This window comes from Salegentibacter sp. Hel_I_6 (genome assembly GCF_000745315.1).
GTDB lineage: Bacteria > Bacteroidota > Bacteroidia > Flavobacteriales > Flavobacteriaceae > Salegentibacter.
The window spans coordinates 1707965-1729382 of sequence record NZ_JQNQ01000001.1; the positions used below are offsets into that span (position 1 = coordinate 1707965).

25 protein-coding genes and 1 riboswitch are annotated in these 21418 nt (G+C 35.8%); of the genes, 11 read left to right on the top strand and 14 right to left on the bottom strand.

What is annotated here, in order from left to right:
- The first annotated feature begins 138 nt into the window (after nucleotides 1-138).
- From FG27_RS07480 to FG27_RS07515, 8 genes are all read left to right on the top strand, one after another.
- Nucleotides 139-351, top strand: a complete 213-nt coding sequence (locus tag FG27_RS07480; RefSeq protein WP_037317533.1) for a hypothetical protein — start codon at nucleotides 139-141, stop codon at nucleotides 349-351.
- A gap of 69 nt (nucleotides 352-420) precedes the next feature.
- On the top strand, nucleotides 421-1053 hold the full coding sequence (locus FG27_RS07485) for a metallophosphatase domain-containing protein (RefSeq protein WP_037317536.1): 633 nt from the start codon (nucleotides 421-423) through the stop codon (nucleotides 1051-1053).
- Between the two features lie 196 nt (nucleotides 1054-1249).
- Entirely contained in the window at nucleotides 1250-1585 is a 336-nt protein-coding gene (locus tag FG27_RS07490) for a hypothetical protein (protein WP_037317539.1), read from the top strand.
- Between the two features lie 158 nt (nucleotides 1586-1743).
- Nucleotides 1744-1995 carry a DUF3098 domain-containing protein gene (locus tag FG27_RS07495; protein ID WP_037317543.1) on the top strand — a complete coding sequence of 84 codons (252 nt, stop codon included), beginning with the start codon at nucleotides 1744-1746 and terminating at the stop codon, nucleotides 1993-1995.
- 6 nt (nucleotides 1996-2001) lie between these two features.
- Nucleotides 2002-2796, top strand: coding sequence for an undecaprenyl-diphosphate phosphatase (locus tag FG27_RS07500; protein WP_037317546.1), 795 nt, complete (start codon nucleotides 2002-2004; stop codon nucleotides 2794-2796).
- A 51-nt stretch (nucleotides 2797-2847) separates the two neighbouring features.
- Nucleotides 2848-3561 carry a tRNA pseudouridine(55) synthase TruB gene (gene truB / locus FG27_RS07505; RefSeq protein ID WP_037317550.1) on the top strand — a complete coding sequence of 238 codons (714 nt, stop codon included), beginning with the start codon at nucleotides 2848-2850 and terminating at the stop codon, nucleotides 3559-3561.
- Nucleotides 3562-3591: 30 nt separating this feature from the next.
- The gene (locus FG27_RS07510) at nucleotides 3592-4302 is read left to right on the top strand and encodes an energy transducer TonB (protein ID WP_037317553.1); all 711 of its coding nucleotides are present in this window, start codon (nucleotides 3592-3594) and stop codon (nucleotides 4300-4302) included.
- A 2-nt stretch (nucleotides 4303-4304) separates the two neighbouring features.
- Nucleotides 4305-4898, top strand: a complete 594-nt coding sequence (locus tag FG27_RS07515; protein WP_037317555.1) for a DNA-3-methyladenine glycosylase I — start codon at nucleotides 4305-4307, stop codon at nucleotides 4896-4898.
- Between the two features lie 14 nt (nucleotides 4899-4912).
- On the opposite strand, the gene aat is transcribed toward FG27_RS07515, so the two are convergent.
- From aat to FG27_RS07530, 3 genes are all read right to left on the bottom strand, one after another.
- Entirely contained in the window at nucleotides 4913-5551 is a 639-nt protein-coding gene (gene aat, locus FG27_RS07520) for a leucyl/phenylalanyl-tRNA--protein transferase (protein WP_037317557.1), read from the bottom strand.
- A gap of 120 nt (nucleotides 5552-5671) precedes the next feature.
- Nucleotides 5672-6046, bottom strand: a complete 375-nt coding sequence (locus tag FG27_RS07525) for a DUF3127 domain-containing protein (protein WP_037317559.1) — start codon at nucleotides 6044-6046, stop codon at nucleotides 5672-5674.
- 1 nt (nucleotide 6047) lies between these two features.
- Nucleotides 6048-6926 carry a flavin reductase family protein gene (locus tag FG27_RS07530; protein WP_037317562.1) on the bottom strand — a complete coding sequence of 293 codons (879 nt, stop codon included), beginning with the start codon at nucleotides 6924-6926 and terminating at the stop codon, nucleotides 6048-6050.
- A 112-nt stretch (nucleotides 6927-7038) separates the two neighbouring features.
- On the opposite strand from FG27_RS07530, the gene FG27_RS07535 reads away from it, so the two are divergent.
- Complete coding sequence (locus tag FG27_RS07535) at nucleotides 7039-8193, top strand: HAMP domain-containing sensor histidine kinase (protein WP_037317565.1); 1155 nt, start codon at nucleotides 7039-7041, stop codon at nucleotides 8191-8193.
- Here FG27_RS07535 and FG27_RS07540 read toward each other — a convergent pair.
- The 3 genes from FG27_RS07540 to greA all read right to left on the bottom strand — a co-directional run bounded on the left by FG27_RS07540 (nucleotide 8190) and on the right by greA (nucleotide 9568).
- The gene (locus tag FG27_RS07540; protein WP_037317568.1) at nucleotides 8190-8600 is read right to left on the bottom strand and encodes a thioesterase family protein; all 411 of its coding nucleotides are present in this window, start codon (nucleotides 8598-8600) and stop codon (nucleotides 8190-8192) included. The genes FG27_RS07535 and FG27_RS07540 overlap by 4 nt on opposite strands.
- Nucleotides 8600-8989 (bottom strand): HIT family protein, encoded by a 390-nt coding sequence (locus FG27_RS07545; RefSeq protein ID WP_037322037.1) that lies wholly within the window; start codon nucleotides 8987-8989, stop codon nucleotides 8600-8602. Before FG27_RS07545 ends, FG27_RS07540 begins: the two co-directional genes overlap by 1 nt.
- Before the next feature lie 102 nt (nucleotides 8990-9091).
- Nucleotides 9092-9568, bottom strand: a complete 477-nt coding sequence (gene greA / locus FG27_RS07550) for a transcription elongation factor GreA (RefSeq protein ID WP_037317571.1) — start codon at nucleotides 9566-9568, stop codon at nucleotides 9092-9094.
- Between the two features lie 119 nt (nucleotides 9569-9687).
- On the opposite strand from greA, the gene FG27_RS07555 reads away from it, so the two are divergent.
- Nucleotides 9688-10119, top strand: coding sequence for a hypothetical protein (locus tag FG27_RS07555; protein WP_037322038.1), 432 nt, complete (start codon nucleotides 9688-9690; stop codon nucleotides 10117-10119).
- Nucleotides 10120-10166: 47 nt separating this feature from the next.
- Here the strand turns inward: FG27_RS07555 and FG27_RS07560 are convergent, their stop codons facing one another.
- Complete coding sequence (locus tag FG27_RS07560) at nucleotides 10167-12548, bottom strand: TonB-dependent receptor domain-containing protein (RefSeq protein ID WP_037317574.1); 2382 nt, start codon at nucleotides 12546-12548, stop codon at nucleotides 10167-10169.
- 113 nt (nucleotides 12549-12661) lie between these two features.
- Nucleotides 12662-12756, bottom strand: a riboswitch (TPP riboswitch).
- Nucleotides 12757-12840: 84 nt separating this feature from the next.
- Here FG27_RS07560 and FG27_RS07565 point away from each other — a divergent pair.
- Nucleotides 12841-15258, top strand: a complete 2418-nt coding sequence (locus tag FG27_RS07565; RefSeq protein ID WP_037317577.1) for an ATP-binding protein — start codon at nucleotides 12841-12843, stop codon at nucleotides 15256-15258.
- Here the strand turns inward: FG27_RS07565 and FG27_RS07570 are convergent.
- The 7 genes from FG27_RS07570 to FG27_RS07600 form a co-directional block, all read right to left on the bottom strand.
- The gene (locus tag FG27_RS07570) at nucleotides 15248-16600 is read right to left on the bottom strand and encodes a sigma-54 dependent transcriptional regulator (protein WP_037317580.1); all 1353 of its coding nucleotides are present in this window, start codon (nucleotides 16598-16600) and stop codon (nucleotides 15248-15250) included. The genes FG27_RS07565 and FG27_RS07570 overlap by 11 nt on opposite strands.
- A 423-nt stretch (nucleotides 16601-17023) precedes the next feature.
- A complete protein-coding gene (locus FG27_RS07575) occupies nucleotides 17024-17362 on the bottom strand; it encodes a hypothetical protein (RefSeq protein WP_037317583.1) in 339 nt (112 codons plus the stop codon).
- Nucleotides 17363-17801: 439 nt separating this feature from the next.
- Complete coding sequence (gene arfB / locus FG27_RS07580) at nucleotides 17802-18203, bottom strand: alternative ribosome rescue aminoacyl-tRNA hydrolase ArfB (RefSeq protein ID WP_037317587.1); 402 nt, start codon at nucleotides 18201-18203, stop codon at nucleotides 17802-17804.
- A gap of 6 nt (nucleotides 18204-18209) precedes the next feature.
- The gene (locus FG27_RS07585) at nucleotides 18210-19763 is read right to left on the bottom strand and encodes a DUF4301 family protein (RefSeq protein WP_037317591.1); all 1554 of its coding nucleotides are present in this window, start codon (nucleotides 19761-19763) and stop codon (nucleotides 18210-18212) included.
- Between the two features lie 2 nt (nucleotides 19764-19765).
- Nucleotides 19766-20332 carry an AAA family ATPase gene (locus FG27_RS07590; RefSeq protein WP_037317593.1) on the bottom strand — a complete coding sequence of 189 codons (567 nt, stop codon included), beginning with the start codon at nucleotides 20330-20332 and terminating at the stop codon, nucleotides 19766-19768.
- On the bottom strand, nucleotides 20293-20925 hold the full coding sequence (gene pnuC, locus FG27_RS07595) for a nicotinamide riboside transporter PnuC (RefSeq protein WP_037317596.1): 633 nt from the start codon (nucleotides 20923-20925) through the stop codon (nucleotides 20293-20295). The genes FG27_RS07590 and pnuC overlap by 40 nt, the downstream gene beginning before the upstream one ends.
- Nucleotides 20909-21169, bottom strand: a complete 261-nt coding sequence (locus FG27_RS07600) for a YkoF family thiamine/hydroxymethylpyrimidine-binding protein (protein ID WP_037317598.1) — start codon at nucleotides 21167-21169, stop codon at nucleotides 20909-20911. The genes pnuC and FG27_RS07600 overlap by 17 nt, the downstream gene beginning before the upstream one ends.
- Between the last annotated feature and the right edge of the window lie 249 nt (nucleotides 21170-21418).

Below are 21418 nucleotides of genomic sequence, written 5' to 3' on the forward strand. Positions count from 1 at the left end.
CATTCACTGTTTAAGAGTTTTTAACTTAAAAATTTAACCCCAAAGTTTTGTTTGCGTTAAATTTTAGCAAAAGACTATAAGTACCGAATTTTCAATGGTTTTTGATTGTATATTTGTCTCATCAACCTAACAGAAATTATGATTTTTAAACTTAGTATAAAAATAGTGTTCATTGCCGCAGAAATATTTTTGGCGGTTTACAGTTTTGCGCTAAGTGACAGCTTACTAGTCAAGTTTCTGTTTTTTGCATTAACAGCCGTTATTGTTGCATTCTCTGTAACTAAAATTACCAATAAACTATTACCAATAGATAAAGATTATATCTCTTCAGAAGAAGAAGCAGAAGATTAATATAACTAAATCTGAAAATTATAATCCGGGGAATTCTTTCTTCGGATTTTTTTATATTGTAAAATGCCCATGAAATTGATTTGCATTTCAGATACTCATAATAAACACAGGGAAATTCCAATTCCCGATGGCGATGTATTAATACATGCAGGTGATATTACCGAAGGTGGCACAAAAAGAGAAGTTGTAGATTTTCTAAATTGGTTTTCTTCACAACCGCACGAGCAAAAAATTTTTATTGCTGGAAATCACGATTTCTATTTTGAAAAAACCAGCGAAAAAGAGGTTCAGGAAATTATTCCTGGCAATATTCATTATTTAGAGAATAATGGCGTTAATATTAATGGAATTAATTTTTGGGGTTCCCCGGTAACTCCTGGGGATGGCACCTGGGCTTTTAATAAAAAACAGGAAATAGACAATCACTGGGAACAAATTCCAAAAGACACTCAAGTACTTATAACCCATACCCCGCCCTACAAAATTAAAGATGTTCTAAATAACGGCCGGCATATTGGATGCGCTTCGTTATTGAAGGCTATACAAAATCGAGAAATTAATTTTCACGTTTTTGGCCATGTTCACGATTCTTATGGAATTACGAATATATCAGGAACAAAATTTATAAATGCATCCTGCCTGGATAATAAGTATAGATATCTTCACAAACCTTTAGAGGTTCTTACAAAAAACATCTTTTAATCGCCATAAGGGAAAACCCTATTTATGACAGTAGGAATTCACTTTCATGTGGATCCTAAAAAGTTTAATTAAAACCAAAAAAGGTTATTTAGTCGTTAAATATTTGCTAATCATAGGTTTATTAAAACTTTTTTAACACAGAAAAAGATATCAAAGCGTAATTTAGCTGCCACTAACACCTATAATACCAACACCTATGAATATCAATACTAACCCAAACGCTACACTTGATGAAGTTAAAAGCTTAATTTCTTATAGTATTTTTCACTTAAACTCAGAAGAAGATTCAAACTATAACATTATGCATCGAGCTATAATCAAAAAGTATTTTGATGCTAAAAATGTTACTATTAACTACAAAGATCAAACGGTAGATTTAAAAATACCGGTTGGAAAAAGAAAATACACAGGAATCACTTTTGAATGCCAGGATTTAGAACGTTTTCTAAAGTCCTGTCTAAAAAAAGATGAAAAAAGTTTAGATTTCTATCAGGAAATCTTAAGCCATTACAATATTTACCACGCAGCTTAATAATTTAAGTTTACACAAGTTAAAGCCATACGCCCTACCGTATGGCTTTTTTATTCTTTAATATTTAACGACTATCCTTACTTCCATTTTAACTTAAATTGGTTAATTTTGAGCCTTTAAGCTGAATTTTTTTAACCAGTTTCTAAGTCTTAAATCCGATGAGTAAAAAACAGCAACCTACAGATCACAAAAAATATTTCATTTTCAAAAAAAAGAACTACCAGTTTATGTTTATTGGGCTGGCAGTAATAACCCTGGGTTTCATCCTTATGGCCGGTGGCGGCAGTGATGATCCAAACACTTTTAATCCAGACATTTATAATTTCCAGCGTATTCGCCTGGCTCCCACCCTCGTACTTCTTGGATTTGCAATAGAAGTATATGCCATTTTATTAAATCCTAAAAAATAAACTACATTGAACGAACTAGATGCCGTAATTCTTGGAATTATTCAGGGGCTTACCGAATTTCTTCCTGTTTCATCCAGCGGGCACCTCGAACTTGGTAAAGCATTATTAGGTGATAATAGTATCCCTAGCGAATCTTTACTCTTCACGGTAATTCTTCACGCGGCAACCGCACTTAGTACACTGGTAGTTTTCTGGAAAGATGTTGTTGAAATTTTTAAAGGACTTTTTCAATTTAAATGGAACGAAGAATTTAAATTCTCCTTGAAAATTATTGTTTCTATGATTCCAGCGGCTGTTATCGGAGTTTTCTTCGAAGAACAATTAGAGAGTCTTTTTGGTGGAAACATCATCTTTGTTGGGTTTATGCTTATCGTCACAGCACTCCTATTATGGCTGGCAGATAAAGCGAAAAACACCGACAAACCTGTAAGCTACAGCAACGCTTTTGTGATAGGTGTTTCCCAGGCTATAGCAATATTACCCGGTATTTCCCGAAGCGGCGCTACAATTTCTACTTCTGTGCTTCTTGGCAACGACAAAACAAAAGCAGCACGATTTTCCTTCTTAATGGTAGTACCTTTAATTTTGGGGAAAATTGCTAAAGATCTTTTAGATGGCAATTTAATGGAAAGCACCACTTCTTTTTCGGTTCTTGCTATTGGCTTTGTTTCAGCTTTTATCGCGGGACTGGCAGCTTGTACCTGGATGATTAGTATAGTAAAAAAGAGTAAACTTTCTTATTTTGCTATTTACTGTTTTATCGCTGGAATTGTTTCCATAGCTGTTTCCTATTACAATTAAAAATCATGAATTTTGAGAGTGATTATACTCTCAAAACATAAGCCCTACTTTATGACCACAGAAATTGAAAAATTCACTCCCGAAGATTTTAAAAATGGCCAGATCCTGGTTTTCGATAAACCTTTGGAATGGACCTCTTTTCAATTAGTTAACAAGGTGCGCTGGTTAATTAGAAAAAGTTGTGGGATAAAAAAAATAAAAGTAGGCCATGCAGGCACTTTAGATCCTTTGGCAACCGGTGTTTTAGTAATTTGTACGGGAAAGTTTACCAAAAAAATAACCGAGTTACAGGGAACTGAGAAAGAATACACCGGCACCTTTACATTGGGAGCAACTACACCATCTTACGATTTGGAAACCGAAATTGATAAAACCTTTGAGACCGAGCATATTTCAGAAGAAAATTTAGAAGAGGCCTCCTTACAACTTACAGGAGAGATTGAACAAACACCACCCGTTTATTCAGCTTTAAAAAAAGATGGAAAACGTTTATATGAATATGCCAGAAAAGGAGAGAAAATAGAAATAAAAAGTAGGCCGGTAACTATTAAGGAATTTGAAGTTGATGCACCACGGTTTCCGGAAGTAGATTTTAGAATAGTTTGTAGCAAAGGCACCTATATTAGAAGTATGGCCAACGACTATGGCATCGCCCTGGGTTCTGGAGCTTACCTCTCTGCCCTAAAACGCACCCGCGTTGGAGAATTTGTTATAGAAGATGCTTTAGACCTCTCATCTTTTGAAAAATTACTACCTTCAGCATAAAATAAAACATGACAGGTTTTGTTTTATAGCATGGATTTTTTCGATAAACATAAAGCCCTCATCATTACCGTACTTTTCTGTTCGGTTTTAATACTTGGCCTTTATAATTTTAGCCTATCTCAAAAACAAAAAATTCAGCAGGAAATGTTGGTAGATTTGGAAGAATACACCTCTCCTGAAGAGGAAGAAGAAATCCCCGAAGAAGAACCTGAACCCCGAACCACCCCAAATAGCCGGGAGACCCATAGGGCGTTTAATGAAAATCAAGAAGCAAGAGCTGAAAATTTTAATAGGGAATTAGATGAAATCTTAGAGCAGAATAGCGCTCAACAGGAGGAAAATTCAGAAAACGAAAGTGAAACTTCCAGCCTTGGAACTTTCCCTACTGGTAACAAATCAGAATCTAAAAAGAGATCTGATGGTGATAATTCCTCAGAAGATATTTCTACACAATCTGGAAGTTTAAGAAATAGCTCAATCTCTTTTTCGCTTCGCGGAAGAAATGCCGTCGCTATCCCAAACCCCATTTACACCTGTGATTTACGGGGTAAAATCGTAGTTAATATTCGCGTAAATGCTGAAGGAAGAGTTATAAATACCAGTATTAATAAAGGGAGTTCAAGCTCAAATAACGAATGCTTAACAGAAAAAGCGCTCGAATATGCGGCAAACGCAAGGTTTTCCCGCTTAGCTGGTAGAGATGAGCAACCTGGAACAATTACTTATAATTTTAAACCTTAAGAATGGAAAAAATAAACCGCTGTGGATGGTGCGAAGGTGATTCTCTCTATGAAGCTTATCACGATAACGAATGGGGTGTTCCTGTTTATGATGATGCCACGATATTTGAATTTCTAATTTTGGAAACCTTTCAGGCAGGTTTAAGTTGGATTACCGTTTTAAAGAAACGCGAAAATTTTAGAAAAGCTTTGGATGATTTTGATTATAAAAAGATCGCAAAATATTCTGAAGATAAAATTCAGGAATTACTTAAAAACCCCGGAATTATTAGAAACAAATTGAAAGTTAGGGCTACGGTAACCAATGCACAAGCCTTTATGGAAGTTCAAAAAGAACACGATAGTTTTAGTAAATATATTTGGAGTTTTGTAGATGGAGAACCTGTACATAACCGAATAAAAAATTACAAAGAAGCTGCCGCAACTACCAGTATTAGCGATAAACTTAGTAAAGATCTCAAAAAGAAAGGCTTTAAATTTGTTGGGTCAACAGTAATGTATGCGCATATGCAGGCCACCGGTATGGTTAACGATCACGAGGTATCTTGTTTTAGACACGCTGAAATAAAGAATATTTCAAAGGAGGAAAACCGATAAACCGTTCAGTTTATTTAACTGAGGTAATTTAAAAATTCTGCTCTTGAGATTTCTTCGGCGCCTAAACTTTCTAAATGTTTGGTATAAACCTGACAATCTATTAGCTGAACTCCCTGGTTTCGAAGTCTTTCCACCAGGATAATAAAACCGTATTTTGAAGCATTACTGGCTTTTGTGAACATACTTTCTCCACAAAACACTTTTTTATCCTTTAAATAGATTCCATAAAGTCCGCCAACCAAATTACCATCCTGCCATACTTCTACCGAGTGCGCCATATTAAACTCGTGTAATTCTTCATAGCATTTAATCATTTCCTCAGTAATCCAGGTGCCGTGCTGGCCCTCTCTTCTTATTTCGGCACAAGCTTCTATCACCTCCTTGAAATTTTCATTAAAAGTGACTTGAAATGCCTCTTTTTTTATTAGCTGTCTCATACTTTTTGAGACTTTTAATTTATCTGGAAAAAGCACCATTCTGGGGTCTGGACTCCACCACAGTAAAGGTTGGGAAGCATCATACCAGGGAAATATTCCGTGGTTATATGCATAAATTAATCGCGAAATACTTAAATCACCGCCTATAGCTAAAAGTCCCTGTTCATCGGCTTCAGAGATGGGCGGAAATTTCTCGTTCTGTTGTAAAAAGTGCAAATTTCAAAGATTTTCGGTACGATAGAAAAGTACAAAAAGAAAAAGCTTAGCCATCTTAATATGATGCTAAGCTTTTTATAATTTGAATCTAATTTATGCTATATATGAAATTGCGCTTTCCTAAAAAGGAAGATCATCGTAATCTTCTTCATTGAGATTGCTTGCAGGCTCAAAATTATCTGGTGGCGGCACATTTTGCCCACCTGAAGACTGATCGGTCTGTAGGTTTTCTATCCTCCATCCCTGAACAGAGTTAAAGTATTTGGTTTCACCTTGCGGGCTTACCCATTCTCTTCCTCTAAGGTTAATTCCCACCTTTACCGGTTGCCCTACCTGAAAATTGTTAAGCAAATCTGTTTTATCCTGAACAAATTCTATCATAATATGCTGCGGATATTGCTCCTCGGTAGTTACAACCATTTCTCTCTTTCTAAAACCATTATTTCCAAAGGTCTTGGTTTCTCCAATTAATTTAATCTTGCCTTGTACTTCCATCTTAATCTGTTTTTGCTAATAATAATTTCCAGGCCGCATCGGTATTGTTTTTCTCTAAAAACAATTGTGCCCGGGTATGAATATCTTTCTTGTTATTTTTCTCAATCAATTCAGCTAAATCTTTATTTTCAGCTAAAAAGACAGCAATTTCTTTCTCTTGGGGGAGGTTTTCAACATTGCCAAGTTTCCCTAAATCGTTACCGGTTAGAATTTTACTTTCCCTAATTTCAGTAGGTATAGCATCTACTCCAATCCCTAAACTGGAAAGTGGTTTTGGTACTTCAAACATTCCAAGATTAGCACGGCTGTACCAATTGCCACCCATTCTGGCTACAAGATCTATTTTATGTTGATCTATGAATCCGTCTTCGTCAAGAATGCTTTCATTAATATGCATTTTAAGAACCTCACAAATTACCAGGTTCCCGGCACCACCTTCCTGGCCGGTTTCAATAACCTGTTTTACTTTGCATTCAAACTGAACAGGAGATTCTGCCACACGAAATGGCCTCACAAGTTCCGATTTTAGCATTGAAAATCCTGCTTTTTCAAACTCGTTAACGCCTTCACCATATTCAGTGCTGGATAGTGACATTTGTTGTACAATGTCGTAATTAACTATATTGATCACTACCTCATCTATGTTTTTGACATTGGTATAGGTATGCTTTACCGTATTATCCCTACCTCTCCTTGCAGGAGAAAAAATTAAAGTAGGTGGATTAGAACCAAATACATTAAAAAAGCTAAAAGGCGATAAATTTGGCCGGCCTTCAGCATCAATGGTGCTGGCGAAAGCAATGGGCCTTGGGCCAATGGCACCAAGCAAATACCGGTGAAGCTTGCCAGTACTCACCTTCTTAGGTTCTATTGTAAGCATACTTATTTTTAGGCAAAGGTAACGAAACCAATAGGGAATGAAAAGCCAGAGCACGCAATAAAATTCGTTTAAAAACGCTTATCTTTAAATCCTTTAAAGCTCAGAGGCCTGTATGAACTTCACAGACGAACGCACTTTTAACCGCTGGTTTATTATTATTTCATGTTTCATTGTAGTAGGTCTTGTACTATGGAATACCAGCATTTTCTTTCAACGCTTAAAACAAGATGAACGGGCTAAAATGAGTGTTTGGGCAAAAGCTCAGGAAGCTTTAGATAGAGATCCCGCTCCTGCAGATGCCGATTTGGATCTTATTCTCGAAATATTAAATAACAATACCACAATTCCTATAATTCATACAGATGCCGAGGGGGAAATAGCCTATACCACCAATATTGACCCCGACAAATTAGAAAATACAAAACAGGCTGAGCAATTTCTTGCTGATTTGAAAGCTGAAAATGCTCCTATTATTATCGATTTGGGAAATGGTGAAAAACAATATATCTATTACGGGAATTCCCCTGTTTTAAACAGTTTAAAATATTATCCAGTAGGTTTGGTGCTAATTGGGTTCCTATTTATTGGGGTGGTTTATTTTTTCTATACCACAACTAAAAATAGTGAACAAAATAAGCTGTGGGCAGGTATGGCCAAAGAAACTGCACACCAAATTGGAACCCCGCTATCTTCTTTAATTGGCTGGACTGAAATATTAAAACAGGAAAATGTAAACGAGTCTTATATAAAGGAAATGGAAAAAGATATAGATCGTTTGGAAACCATTACCGAGCGTTTTTCAAAAATAGGTTCCTCCCCCATCCTGGAAAAGACTAATATCCTTGAAGCCACCCGGGAAACTTTTGATTATTTAAAATCAAGAAGCTCCCGACTTATAGATTTTTCCATCAATGCGCCAGATGGCTATATTCCAGTAATGTTAAACCAGCAACTTTATAGCTGGACTATAGAAAATTTGGTGAAAAATGCAATAGATGCAATGCGAGGAAAAGGAAAGCTAAATCTTAGTATTGAGGAAGATCAAAAATGGGCTCATATTCTTATTAAAGACACTGGGAAAGGACTGGATAAGAATAAATTTAAACTGATTTTTGAACCTGGACATACCACCAAAAAAAGAGGCTGGGGTCTTGGATTATCTCTCGCAAAACGTATTGTTGAAGGCTATCACCACGGAAAGATTAAAGTAGCCGAAAGTGAAATTAATAAAGGCACTACTTTTAAAATATCTCTTAGAAAGGTTTAAAATTGAGAGAGCTTTGTTCTTAGATCTTCAGGTATTTTAAAAGTTTCATCTTTTTCAAAATCATAACAAACCACTATATCTTTTCCTTCAGCACAAATTTCCAGGGCTTCATTCAAAATAAGGTGCTTTAAGCCGAAACTGGAATTTTTTATAAAATCCAGTTTGGTTTTTACTATAGTTTTTCCAGGATAATATAGCGACTTTTTAAAATCGCAGTGCGTAGAAACCAACATTGTGCCCATATTGCTGTCTTCATACATTTCGTAAATTCCTGAAGCTTCCCAAAAATTCACTCGGCCAGATTGCATATAACGCATAAAGGAGATATTGTTTACGTGCTTATACATATCCAGATCACTCCAGTCTATTCTAAGATCCAGCTTTAACTTATAACTTTCGGTTTCCATCAAAGATTAACGTGAATTGATTCTGCGAGTTTTTTGAATTCCTCTTCCTCCATTTTCACGCTTTTTGAAAAATCCATATCGCTCATAGAATTCAAGGGAATAAGATGAACGTGAACGTGTGGCACCTCGAGACCTACTACAGCCATACCAACTCTTTTACATTCAACTGTTTTTTCTAAAGCAATAGCTACTTTTCTAGAAAAACGCATGAGTTCCTGGTACATTTCTTCTTCCAGATCAAAGATCTTATTGACTTCCTTTTTGGGAATGCAAAGCGTGTGTCCCTTAGCATTTGGATTAACATCTAAAAAAGCTAAAAACTGACTGTCTTCAGCAATTTTGTATGCAGGCACTTCTCCTCTTACGATTTTAGTGAATAAACTGGCCATAATATTTTTGAATTGGTTAGTATAATAAAAGTAAAATCCTTTTACCAGAACCTTAGTTAAAAGAATGGGAAAAGGATTTTGCAAACTGTTAAAACCGGAAACTTACTCTCTCCAGATCTCTAATATTTCAAATTTCATCTTACCACTGGGAACATCAATTTCTGCTGTATCTCCAACTTTTTTACCAAGTAAACCCTTGCCAATAGGAGAATCTACCGAGATCTTTCCTGTTTTTAGATCGGCTTCACTTTGGGCTACCAATTTATATTTTACCTCAACCCCATTGGTTTGGTTTTTTATTCTCACGTGAGAATGTACTAGAACCTTGTCTGTATCTAATTGAGATTCGTCTATTACTCTTGCATTTGCAACCACTTCTTCTAATTTCGAAATTTTCATTTCTAAAAGCCCCTGTGCTTCTTTAGCAGCATCATACTCGGCATTCTCACTTAAATCTCCTTTATCCCGGGCTTCGGCAATAGCTTCAGAAGCTCTTGGTCGTTCTACGTCACGTAGCTGATTTAGTTCATTCTTCAACTTTTTTAGCCCCTCTTCAGTATAATAAGATACTTTGCTCATAACTTCATCGTTTATATAAATAGAAAAAATCCCATAGCACGACGGGATTTGTTTAACAAATATAATAAATTTACATCTTGAAAACAATAATATTATTTAGCGAAAAAATTGCTAATCTTATGAAAAAAATGCTCTTTTTGCTTCTATTTGCTACATTTTTTAGTGCTTGCTCCGGTAATGATGACAACCTTCTTAACAATCCTAATCTTATTAATTTGAATTTCAGGGTACAACTAAATTTAGATTTCCCTGAATATAATGATCTACAATTTCCAGGAAACAGTTTTGTAACTTATAGAGAGGGAATAAGAGGTGTTGTTGTGTATAACATAAACAATTCGCAATACACCGCTTTTGAACTTAGCGATCCTAATCACCCACCAAACAATTGTTCAGCCATGACGGTTGAAGGTGTAGTTGCTACTTGTAATTGTGAAGATGGGAACTCTTATAATATTATTACCGGGGAATTACTGCAAGGCGAAGGCCAGTACGCAATGAGACCTTACCGAATTGAACGCCGCGGAAATATAATTGAAGTTTATAATTAAAAACCTTCCCCCTCTTAAAAATCAAGAGGAGAAAGGTGACAAACAAATTAAAATTTTAAAGTAATTCCGGCTAAAAAGTTTGTGGTAGCCTGCGGATAATAACCCGCACCATCTAATGTTTGTAAACCTGTTGAAGTATCAGGATTTTCTACATTAAAAGTGTAGTAATAACCATTAGAAACATATTCTTCACCAAAAATGTTATTCACCAAACCGGTAAATACGACTTCTTTAAATAAAGGTGCATTTCTCCAGGTATATTGAATATTAAAATCGTTTACAAAATAAGCATCAAGCTTAGAGGTTTCAGCTTCAATATTACTCATATACTGTTCGCCCACATATTTTGAAAGTATGCTTAATTCCAATCCGTTTACCGGTAGATAGGTAATACTGTTCGCTCCTACTATAGATGGAGAAAATGAAATTTCGGTATTACCAAAATCAACCAGCTCACCATTCCAGGTAGAGATGAAATCTACATTCCTGTTTCTGCTTAAAGCAAGATTTGGCCTCACAAATAATTTTTCTGAAAGTCTTATAACCGCATCTATTTCCAAACCTAAACGATAACTATTCCCGCTGTTTTCACGAATAAAAGCACCAACATCGTCTATCCCTCCTGTTAACACCAATTGGTTTTGATAATCCATAAAGTATAGGTTGGTATTTAATTGAACTGAGGGTGTATTATGTCTCCAGCCTAATTCAAAATCGTTTAATTCTTCGTGCTCTGGCTCTCCATTTTCATAATCACTACGTCTTGGCTCCCTATTGGCGCGCGCATAAGAAAAATAGAATTGGTTTTCATTATTTAGCGCATAGGTTAATCCCGCTTTGGGATTAAAAAAAGTAAAATGATCATCTACCAGAAATTCATTTCCTTCTGATAAAATTCCTTCAGTCTCATAATCTATTGTTCTAACTTGCAAATCTAAATACCCGGCCAGTTTATCTGAAATTGCATAGGTGGCTTTTCCGTAAAGATTGAAATCGGTTTTGATTCCTACATTTTCATAATAAGGTTCATAGGGATCGTTATTTCTGGCGAATCGTGTATAAATCACCTCTCCAAAGTGATCGCCGATATAACGGTTCCAGCCTCCACCAAATATAACATCCCAGTTTTCATCTTGGTAATTCAGGTTAAAAACACTTCCATAGAAATGGTTATCCAACCATTTGGTACCAACCAGGTCTGAGGTGGTAATTTCTTCTCCTTCTGCCTGAAAATTATCAAGCCCGAATTCATTTAAAGTTGCATCTTCCTCATATTCCTCATAATATCCGCGACCATAAGTATAATGAAAGGCAATGTTAGAAGACCAGTTCTTATTATACTCTTCGTTCCATAATAATTGATAATGGTCCTGCTTATAATTATCGGTTTGATTTTCATAAAATTTAGTATTTCCTTCTTCATCGGTATAAACTCCGGCAGGATTATATCTTCTGTCATTTTCCAGAGTTTCCGCATCAATTCCGTACCAGGCCTGGTAGGTTCTCTCGCTCCCGCCAAAAGTAATAGCTTTAATTAGTGTATTATCATCTACATAAGTTCCCTGTAGAAAGTAAGACTTAAGATCACTACTGGCCCTATCTATATAGCCATCACTTTTAATTTGCGAAGCACGTCCGGCAAATTCCCAATGATCGTCTACAAGACCTGTACTAAATTTAACCGTATGCTTATGGGTATTAAAAGAACCATAACTATTGGCTACCTCGGCATTTGCTTCTTCGCTGTAACCATCGGTTAGAATGTTTAAACTGGCGCCAAAGGCTCCTCCCCCATTTGTAGAAGTTCCCACACCACGTTGCAATTGCAGGTTTTCTACCGAAGAAGCAAAATCACCAAGATTTACCCAAAAAGTTCCAAGGCTTTCTGCATCATTATAAGGAATTCCGTTTATGGTAACATTTGTACTGGTGGGGCCGCTCCCTCTAACCCTAATCCCGGTATAACCAACGCCGGCGCCCGCATCACTAGTAGTAACCACGTTTGGCATATAATTCATAAGCACTGGGATATCCTGGCCCAGATTACGGTTTTCAATTTCCTCATTCGTAAGATTGCTGTAAGTTATTGGCGATTTTGCGTTTACCCTTACCGAGGAAAGAAAAACCTCATCAAGCACCTCCTGGGCATCAGTAAGGTCTACATTTAAGGTTTTATCCTGATCAAGATTTAAGCTAAGACTTTTTTGATTTCCGTAGGAGAAAACAAGATTATACTCTCCCTCTTCCAGCTGAAGGCTATACATTCCATTCTCGTCGGTTGCAGTGCCTTCTCCAGATTCTACAGCATAAACGGCCACTCCTTCAACGGGCGTTTGACCACGGGTTACTTTACCCTTTAAAACATGCGTTTGAGCTACGGCTTGCAAAGAAATTAGGCAGAGGCCGGTAAAAAATAATAAAGATTTCATTCGTAAGAAATTATTTACGAATAAAAGGGGCTATTATTCTTTGGTTAAAAATTAGATAAAAAAATTCCTGAAATTGCCCACCGGTGTTTTGGCATTTTCAGGAGTACATACGTTTGCGCTTTTGGCGCGTGTCCCTTGGCAGCATTACCTGCCCAGGTTCTTTGGGTATGATCTCAGCCACACTTAAGCGGCACCCCTTTGAGATTTGCTGCAAATGTATAAAACTTTTATGGAAATTCCATAATTTTATTTCAAATCATTTAAATGGTGTAATTTTGGTATTTATAAACCTATGCGAAATACAAAACGCTCTATAACTTATAAAGTAATAGGCGGATATCTTTTGATAGCCGCCCTGGCTGCTATTGCTGTTTGGTTTGTATGGAAACAGGTAGTTGCTTTTAGCCAGGTTTCAGAAAATAATAACAATAATAACGAACAGCTTTTTATGCTGAGCGATATTACTACCAGCCTTTATGAAACTGAAAATTTAAGCAGGCAGCTTATTCAAACGGGAAATGAAGCCGATCTTGAGAAATATCAAAACCAGATAGACAGCATTCAGCTTGATATACAAAGTTTAAAAACAGGCTATTCAGATAGTTCCATTAAGGAAGAACTGGATAGTATTAGCGAATTACTTTCAGATAAAACTACCAATTTACAGGAACTCTATGAACTCCGGGAGCAGCAACGCAACCAAAATTATTATTCCCAGGTTTTAAATGAACTAAAAAAAATAGATCCTTCTTTTGATGATTATAACTACAACCGGCGTTTCGCAAATCTTGAACCCCACCAACGTAGGCTCCTAATTAGATGGCTGGAATATTCGCGGGAAGACAATGCCGAAAAGTTAACTAACCGTACTGCAGATTCTATAATTGGTTCGGTTAGAAATGTTTTAAGCGAACTGGAAGTTGCTAACCGGAGATTTCAAGATACCGTAGACAAAAAGGAAAAGGAATTTCTGGAAAACGATAAGATTATTAACCAGCAACTAAGAGGTTTGCTGGGAAAAATTGAACTGGAAGAACGAGAAGCTTCTGTACAGCGAGCAAAAGTTTCGCAAACTATGGTAGAAGAAAGCTCTCAAATATTCTTGGTTGCTGGAATTGTTAGCTTCATTATTATATTATTGTCTCTTGTTTTTATAATTAAAGACATCGCAAAAAGCCAGAAATACCGAATGCAGTTAGAAGACGCCAAGGATTTCGCTGAAAGTTTACTAATTAAGCGAGAGAAATTTATGGCAGCTATAACCCATGATTTGCGATCACCGTTAAACACGCTTATTGGTTATACAGATCTCATTGAAAAATCTTCTTTAAACAATAAGCAAATTCACTATTTAGACCAGGTAAAAAAGTCGTCTAATTTTATCCTGCATTTAGTAAATGACTTACTAGATCTTTCTAAACTTGAAGCAGGAAAAATGACCGTTGAAAAATTACCTTTTAATCCTGCAAAACTTATAAAAGATACAGTTTATAATGCTTTACCCGCAACAAAAAACGAAAATGTTGAGGTGATTTTTGAAGCTTCAGAAGAAACCGACACCCGTGTACTTAGCGACCCCTTTAGAATAAAACAAATTATCACGAACCTTATTACTAACGCCAGTAAATTTACCAAAGAGGGAGAAATTAAGGTCAATATTCATTTAAAGAAAGAAATTGAAGATAGCTACTGTTTAATTATTTCTGTAAAAGATACCGGGATTGGAATTTCCGAAGAGAAACAAGAGGAGATCTTTGAAGAATTTTCACAGGAAAATACTAGCATTGAAAAAGTTTACGGCGGTACAGGATTGGGACTTGCTATTACTAAAAGCCTTACTGAATTACTAAAAGGCGATTTAAAACTGAAAAGCAAACAAGGAGAAGGGAGTGAATTTACCGTCTTTATACCGGTCAGAAAACTACCCGTGGAAACCATAAAAACTTCAGACAAACCTGCAACTCCAGAATTACCTGATCTCACCGGGAAAACCGCACTTATTGTTGACGATGAACCATCACAGCTTTCCCTTACGCGAGAACTTCTAAAATCTATGGGAATGCAATGTGACACAGCTTTGAATGGCCGTGATGCCCTTAAAAAGTTGGAAACCGAAAAATACTCACTGGTACTTACAGATATACAAATGCCGGAAATGGATGGTTTTGACCTCATTAAAAATATAAGGAAAAGCCACAAAATTGAGGATCTACCGGTTATCGCGTTATCTGGGCGTACCAATATTGATGCTGAAACATACCAGCTTGCAGGTTTCAACAACAGCCTATTAAAACCTTATAAACCAGCACGGCTTCAAAAAAGTATTGCTGAAATTTTTAAACTCGATCTCAAGGAAAAGCTGAATAATAACCTACAGCATTCCAAAAACAATAACTACGACCTCCAGGATATCTATGATTTTTCAGCCGGAGATCAGAAAGCCGTGCAAACTATTCTAGAAGCTTTTATAGAAAGCACAAGGTCGCAAATAGAATTGATAGCAATTGCGCGGAATAAAAATGACCAAAAAGAAGTAGCTCGGCTTGCTCATAAAATGGTGCCTATGTTAAAGCAAATAAATGCTACAAACCAGGCCAAACAATTAGAAAGGCTTGAGCAGCACGAAGTTTTTTCCGAAATTGAATTTCAGGATCTTAAGAGTGATATTCTAAACTTAATGGAAGAGCTGGAACAGGAAATTAAAGTTTAATATCATACTGTTTAAGCTTGTTGTAAAGTGTTTTACGATCTATAGAAAGTAACCTTGCCGCTTTACTTTTATTACCACCGGCTTTCTCCAACGCGTCTAAAATAAGCTGTTCTTCATTCTTATTTTTAAACAAACCGTATTCGGTCTCAGTATTAGTTTGGGTTGCAGTGGCTATTTCATGAGGCAGCACTTTCAGAGGAATCAAGTCATCCTGAGTTAAAAGTACGGCTCGTTTAACCATATTTTTTAATTCCCTCAAATTACCAGGCCAATTATATCTTTTAAAAGCATTTAAAGCTTCTTCAGTAAAACCAATTACATTCTTTTCTAATTCGGCATTAGCTTCTTCTAAAAAATATTCAGCAAAAAGCATTAAGTCTTCTTTTCTATCTTTAAGCGCTGGCACCTTTATAGAAAATTCATTTAATCTATGATATAAATCTTCTCTAAACTCCCCATCCTTTACCGCCTGGGCAAGATCCTCGTTGGTGGCAGTTATTACGCGAATATCTACCTGGATCTCGTTATTACTGCCTACCGGTTTTATTTTTCTTTCCTGAAGCGCCCTTAAAAGTTGCACCTGAAGCTCATAACTTAAGTTTCCAATCTCGTCTAAGAAGAGTGTCCCGCCATTGGCCGCTTCAAAATGTCCTGTTTTATCATTTATTGCACCGGTAAAAGACCCCTTCAAATGACCAAAAAATTCACTGGAAGCTAATTCCCTTGGGATTGCACCACAATCTACAGCGATAAAAGGAGCACCGGCTCGTTTACTTTGTTCGTGAATACTTTTTGCCACCTGCTCTTTACCAGTTCCACTTTCACCCATAATTAAAACTGACATATTTGTAGGTGCAACAAGTTCTATATAATCGCTTAACTTAATTGCAGCTTCACTTACGCCTTTTACAAAACTGGTATCTTGCGATTGGTTGGATCTTTGCTGTTTTTCTGGTTTCGTTGGTGCAGCGGTTTGTACCTGGGTGTGTGTTAAAGCATTTTCTATAGTTTGTAATATAGATTCTGGTCTAAAAGGTTTGGAAACATAATCAAAAGCTCCATTTTTCATGGCTTCAACTGCCATGCTAATTTCCGCATAGCCGGTCATGATAATAACCCGTGTTTCAGAATTTTCTGCTTTAACCTGTTTTAAAATATCAAGACCACTGGTGTCTGGTAATCTCACATCTGAAAGAATAAGATGAAAGATGTCTTCTTTAAGTTTCTTAAAAGCCTCTACTCCAGAAAAAACCAATTCAACCTCATAGTCGCGTTTGATTAAAAATGTTTTAAGCATAGTTCCAAAAGGAACATCATCTTCAACTATAAGAATTTTCGTCATTGATATTTAATTTAAACCGTCTTGCAAATTTAACAATCTAAAATTCATTGGGTTTAAAAATAAGTATAAAAAAAGAGACCTCGTAAAAGGTCTCTCTTCAATGACAATCTAAATTATTTATTAATCTGTCATTGGGTGGTATCCATTTTCCAGTACTTATAAAATAAAATCATCTAAATCCCTCAATTTGCTTATTCGATAGTTAGTGTTAGTTAATAGACCAAAAGGTCTGCTCTCCGATTAAGCATTTCATCTTTCGATAAATATACAGAATTCTACGCTACTTTACACATTTATTAACTGGTGCCGAAGGAGTTGGTTTCTCTTAAATTCCGGCTGTTTATTTTAAAAATTTCCGTTGAAGGTTTTGGTAGGGCAAAAAGCAATCAACGGAAATTTATTTGTTGGTTAGATTTTTAAAAACTATTTATCTTTTTCGATCCAGTTTCCTTCTTTATCGATATAAGCCTTAGTTTTTTCACCTTCAGTATTAAGCGATAATTTATAAACTGTCTTACCGTCTTTTTCTTTCACCCAGGCTTCTTCAGCCACAGCTCCGTTTAAGTCGGTCATTATCGCGTCTTTCACAGATTGTGGAAGCGCTACAACATCTATTTGTTTGTAATCATCTTTCTTTTCCTGAGCTTCTTCCATAGCTTCAGTTTGTTCCATTTCTTCTGGTTCTTCTCCCTGTGCTTGCGCATTTTGAGTAAACAAGAACATTCCGGCCGCAGCCATTAAGGTTAATCCTAACTTTTTCATAGTAATAAGGTTTTAAATTATGTGGTTTAAATATGGTAAGCTATATGGAAGAATTATACCAAATCGGAATTATAATCTTATAATACTGATTATTAAGTAATTATATTTTTGCTTAAAAATATTTGGGAATTTGTTATGTAGAAAATATGCCTTTTTAAGAAAAAATTATGTAGAAATGCAGTTTTCTACTAACACACAACAAAAAAAGAGACCCTAAGGCCTCTTTTTCTCCGAAAATCTAAATTATATAACAGTATCTTAAGCTGCTATATTTAATATTAATTTAGCAATAAGAGTATATTAAAAATTATACCAGTTAAAACCCTTATTTTTAACCATCTGAAAATAAATAATTTAAAAATATCTGAAGTACAGATTAAGAAAAATAGGTGTTTAACGTAGGTGAATTATTCTACACAACTGTAGAGAAATGCCTCAATTATTTTAAAGGATTGTTCCTTCTCTCCTTCTTCTCGGCATTTATCTTTTTAGCTTTTAAGCGTTTTAACTTTGCTGCTTTACTGGGTTTGGTTTTTTTTCGAGGTTTTGGCTTTCGAATATTCTCCCGAAGCAATTCTAAAAACTTTTTTATAACAAGCTCCTTGTTTTTATGCTGACTTCTGCTTTCTTCACTATAAAGAATTAAAAGATTTTCTTTCGTTAATCGGGTAGCCAGTTTATTAATTAATCGCGCTTTCTCATCTTCTGAAAGTCCCCCGGAAGCTTCTAAATGAAAATAAAGTTCAACCTTAGAAGAAGTTTTGTTTACGTGCTGCCCACCGGCGCCAGAACTGCGTACGGCTTTAAAATTAAGCTCCCGTATTATTTGCTCTTCATCCAAAACTAATTATTTTGCCTGGTGAGAAGGCTTTAAAAGACCAGCTACGGTTTTAACCGGGTTAAAAGTTTCTACAGGGACTTCTACGAAAACAGTATTCCAATAAGCCATACCACCATTCCACAAGCCAGGACGCTCCAGCGCTTTTAGAGGTTTACCATCTTTGGTTTTATTGGCAATAAAACTCATATTCTCGTCTACATAGTTATGTAAATCGAAATTCTCTCCTTTGTGATTCTTGAGGCTACAAACAATGTCTACTGGATTAAAGTGGGTAGAATTATTTAGTATTCTAAGTTGTTCTTCGTTATCCTGATCTATTTGTGCGCCTTCAATAATTTGTAGAGAGATTTCTCCATCTTCATTTTTAACCAAAAAAGGGCCGCCACCTGGTTCTCCTTCGTTTTTAACCATTCCGCAAACTCTTAGGGGTCTATCTAATTTTCTACATAAGTACTGTGTTTTCTCCTCTCCTGTGAACTTAGCAAATGTAGAAGTAACTTTTACAAAGAGTTCGCTTTCCAGAAAATCTGCTATCTCGTCTAATTTTGCTTCAGAATTATTCCCGCCATCCAGATTTTGCATATATTCAAAAACCTGTTCTTGTAGTGCGATTAATTTTCCACCAAGCATTTCTTTCATCTCCACTACCTTTGGCAGATTGGTAGCTACTACAACATTATCGATATTCTTAATAAAAATAAGATCGGCTTCCTGCTGATTTAGATTTTCAATTAAAGCCCCGTGACCACCGGGTCTAAAAAACATTTTATTGTCTTCGTCTCTAAAAGGATTATTTTCCCTGTCTACCGCAATAGTATCGGTTTTTGGATCCTGATAAGAATAAGATATTTCGAATTTTGTTTGAGTAACTTCTTCTACTCTTTCCTTAATCTTCTCAAACTCATCTTCAAACTTTTCTTTATCACCCTCGGCAACAGTAAAATGCAACTTTGTTACTCCGTTTACCGAAAGATATTTTGCTGCGCTATGTAAATGTTCTTCAAAAGCAGTAGCGGTAAAATCATTATAAGAATGAAAAGGAACCAATCCTTTTGGCAAATCGCTTAAACCAAGGCCATTTTCATATAACATGGTTTTTACTAGAACTAAGTTTTGCTGATCATTAGATTTTTCTGAAAAATCTGAGTGGTTTTCTTTTGCCTTTTTATAAGCTGCATCATAGAAAGGAAGCTTTTCAATTTTCTCGAAAAATAACTGGAGGCTTTTATCTTCTTTCCTATCCAAATAATCTCTTAAGCTCTCACTTTCAGGATCAAAATCATTAGCAAAATTATGGAATGCTTTAAACATTCGGGTAGCTGCACCTGAAGCGGGCACGAATTTCAAGAGGCCAAGCTTATCTTTTTTATCCTCAAAAGTTTGAATAAGCTTTTTTTGTTCTTCAACATTATAAGCAAATATGCCGTTACCCAGCGTTGCTGCCTGTTGAATATCTACTTTTATATTTCCCCGTTCAAATATTTGAATTTGTCTTTCAACTTCCTGAGTTGACAATCCTTTTTCTTCAATCTGCAAAATGTCTATTTCGCTAAACTCCACGTCTATTTATTTTTTAAAAGTTCGTCTATTTTCTTTACCGCGGTCTCAAAACGCTGTTCTAAATTTCCTTTCAGAATAACGTAATGTTTTTGACTTTTAATAAGTTCAGCTTCAAACCTATTGAACATTCCAATACGATCTCCGGGTTTATCCCGAAGGTCATCAGGAGTCCACGGTACGTCAATATACGTTAAAAAGTAGAGATCATAAATGTTGTTTAACGCATGTTTAAGAAGTTGAGGATCGCAAAACCCTTTGTAATAGGCTTCAGAATATACTTTTAATTCTAATAAATCGGTATCGCTAAAAAGAATTTCATTAGCTTTTTTTGCCAGCTCATTTTCCCTCTTCATTTGCCCTTCAGCAATAGGAATCATGTCTTTTGGTTCGCAAACTTTTTTCTCTTTATCCCATTTTTCCTGAAGGTATTCCCGCATAAATTCTCCTACCCATAACGTATTATAATGGTTAGCCAACATCTTTGCCAGTGTGGTTTTCCCGGTAGATTCAGGTCCAAAAAGAACCACTTTTAAGACGGACGTAGGTCGTTGCGTAAGTTTTTCTGCCATGCTTTATAGCCGTAAATAGCGATTATAGTAAATACAAAATATTGAAGTGCCGTTAGGGTAAGGCCTTTATAGAAATAGAGCGGCACAGAAATTATATCTCCAATTATCCAGAAAATCCAGTTTTCAATCTTTCTTTTTGCCATTTGCCACATTCCCACGAAAAAGATCGCGGTTGTAAATGTATCTACATAAGCGGTCCAATTAGTCCACTTATCAAAATACTCGTAAACTGCAAAAACAAAGATCAATGTGGCAATAAAAATAAACAGGCTTTGCCAGTTTTCTTTTCTGGTTGTGTTTGTAATAGGTGTAAAATGCTCGGCGTCTACTTTCTGTGTCCAAATATACCAACCGTAAATACTCATAGAAAAATAGTAGACATTTATCATCATATCCCCCAGTAATTCCCATTGCCAAAGCAGGTAAACAAAAATCATGGTACTAATTATCCCGGTAGGATAGACCAGTATATTATTTTGTTTGGAATAGAGTACCGAAAGAAAACCGAAGATTACCGCAATTACCTCCAAAATGATAAATAAAGTAGGATACCCGTAATACTGATCAAAGAAAAAATCAAAAATCGGCTGCATAGTCGCTTCGGTCAGATTTTACAATTTTCATATAAAGGAGTCCACGGTCTATAACTTCAAAGGCATCTTTTATTTCTGAATTCAATAATTTCATCACCTCATCATAATCTCCATAAACCTGGGTACTTAGCGGATTTTCTTTTACCGTTAAGCCTGAAGCTCGCAATTTTTTAATGAAATCGATGATTTTTGGTTCAAAATCATCCTGCAAAGGACTTAATGTAAGTTCTACTGAAATTTTCATTTTTATATAATTTAGGCCACGAATAATAATTCAAACCATCGGGAAGCCAAATTTAAAGTTTTGAATTTAGTATTGCAGAGACTCAAGATAAGAATTTAGGAACTTTTATTTTTGCTCCCCTCCTTTTGAAGGAGGGGAATGAATTCCGATTAATCGGAAGAAAGGGGTGTTAAAAAACAATAGCTAAATGAAATACCCCTCCGACTTTCCTCTAAAAAAAGCGTCAAAGCCACCTCCCCTTAAAAAAGG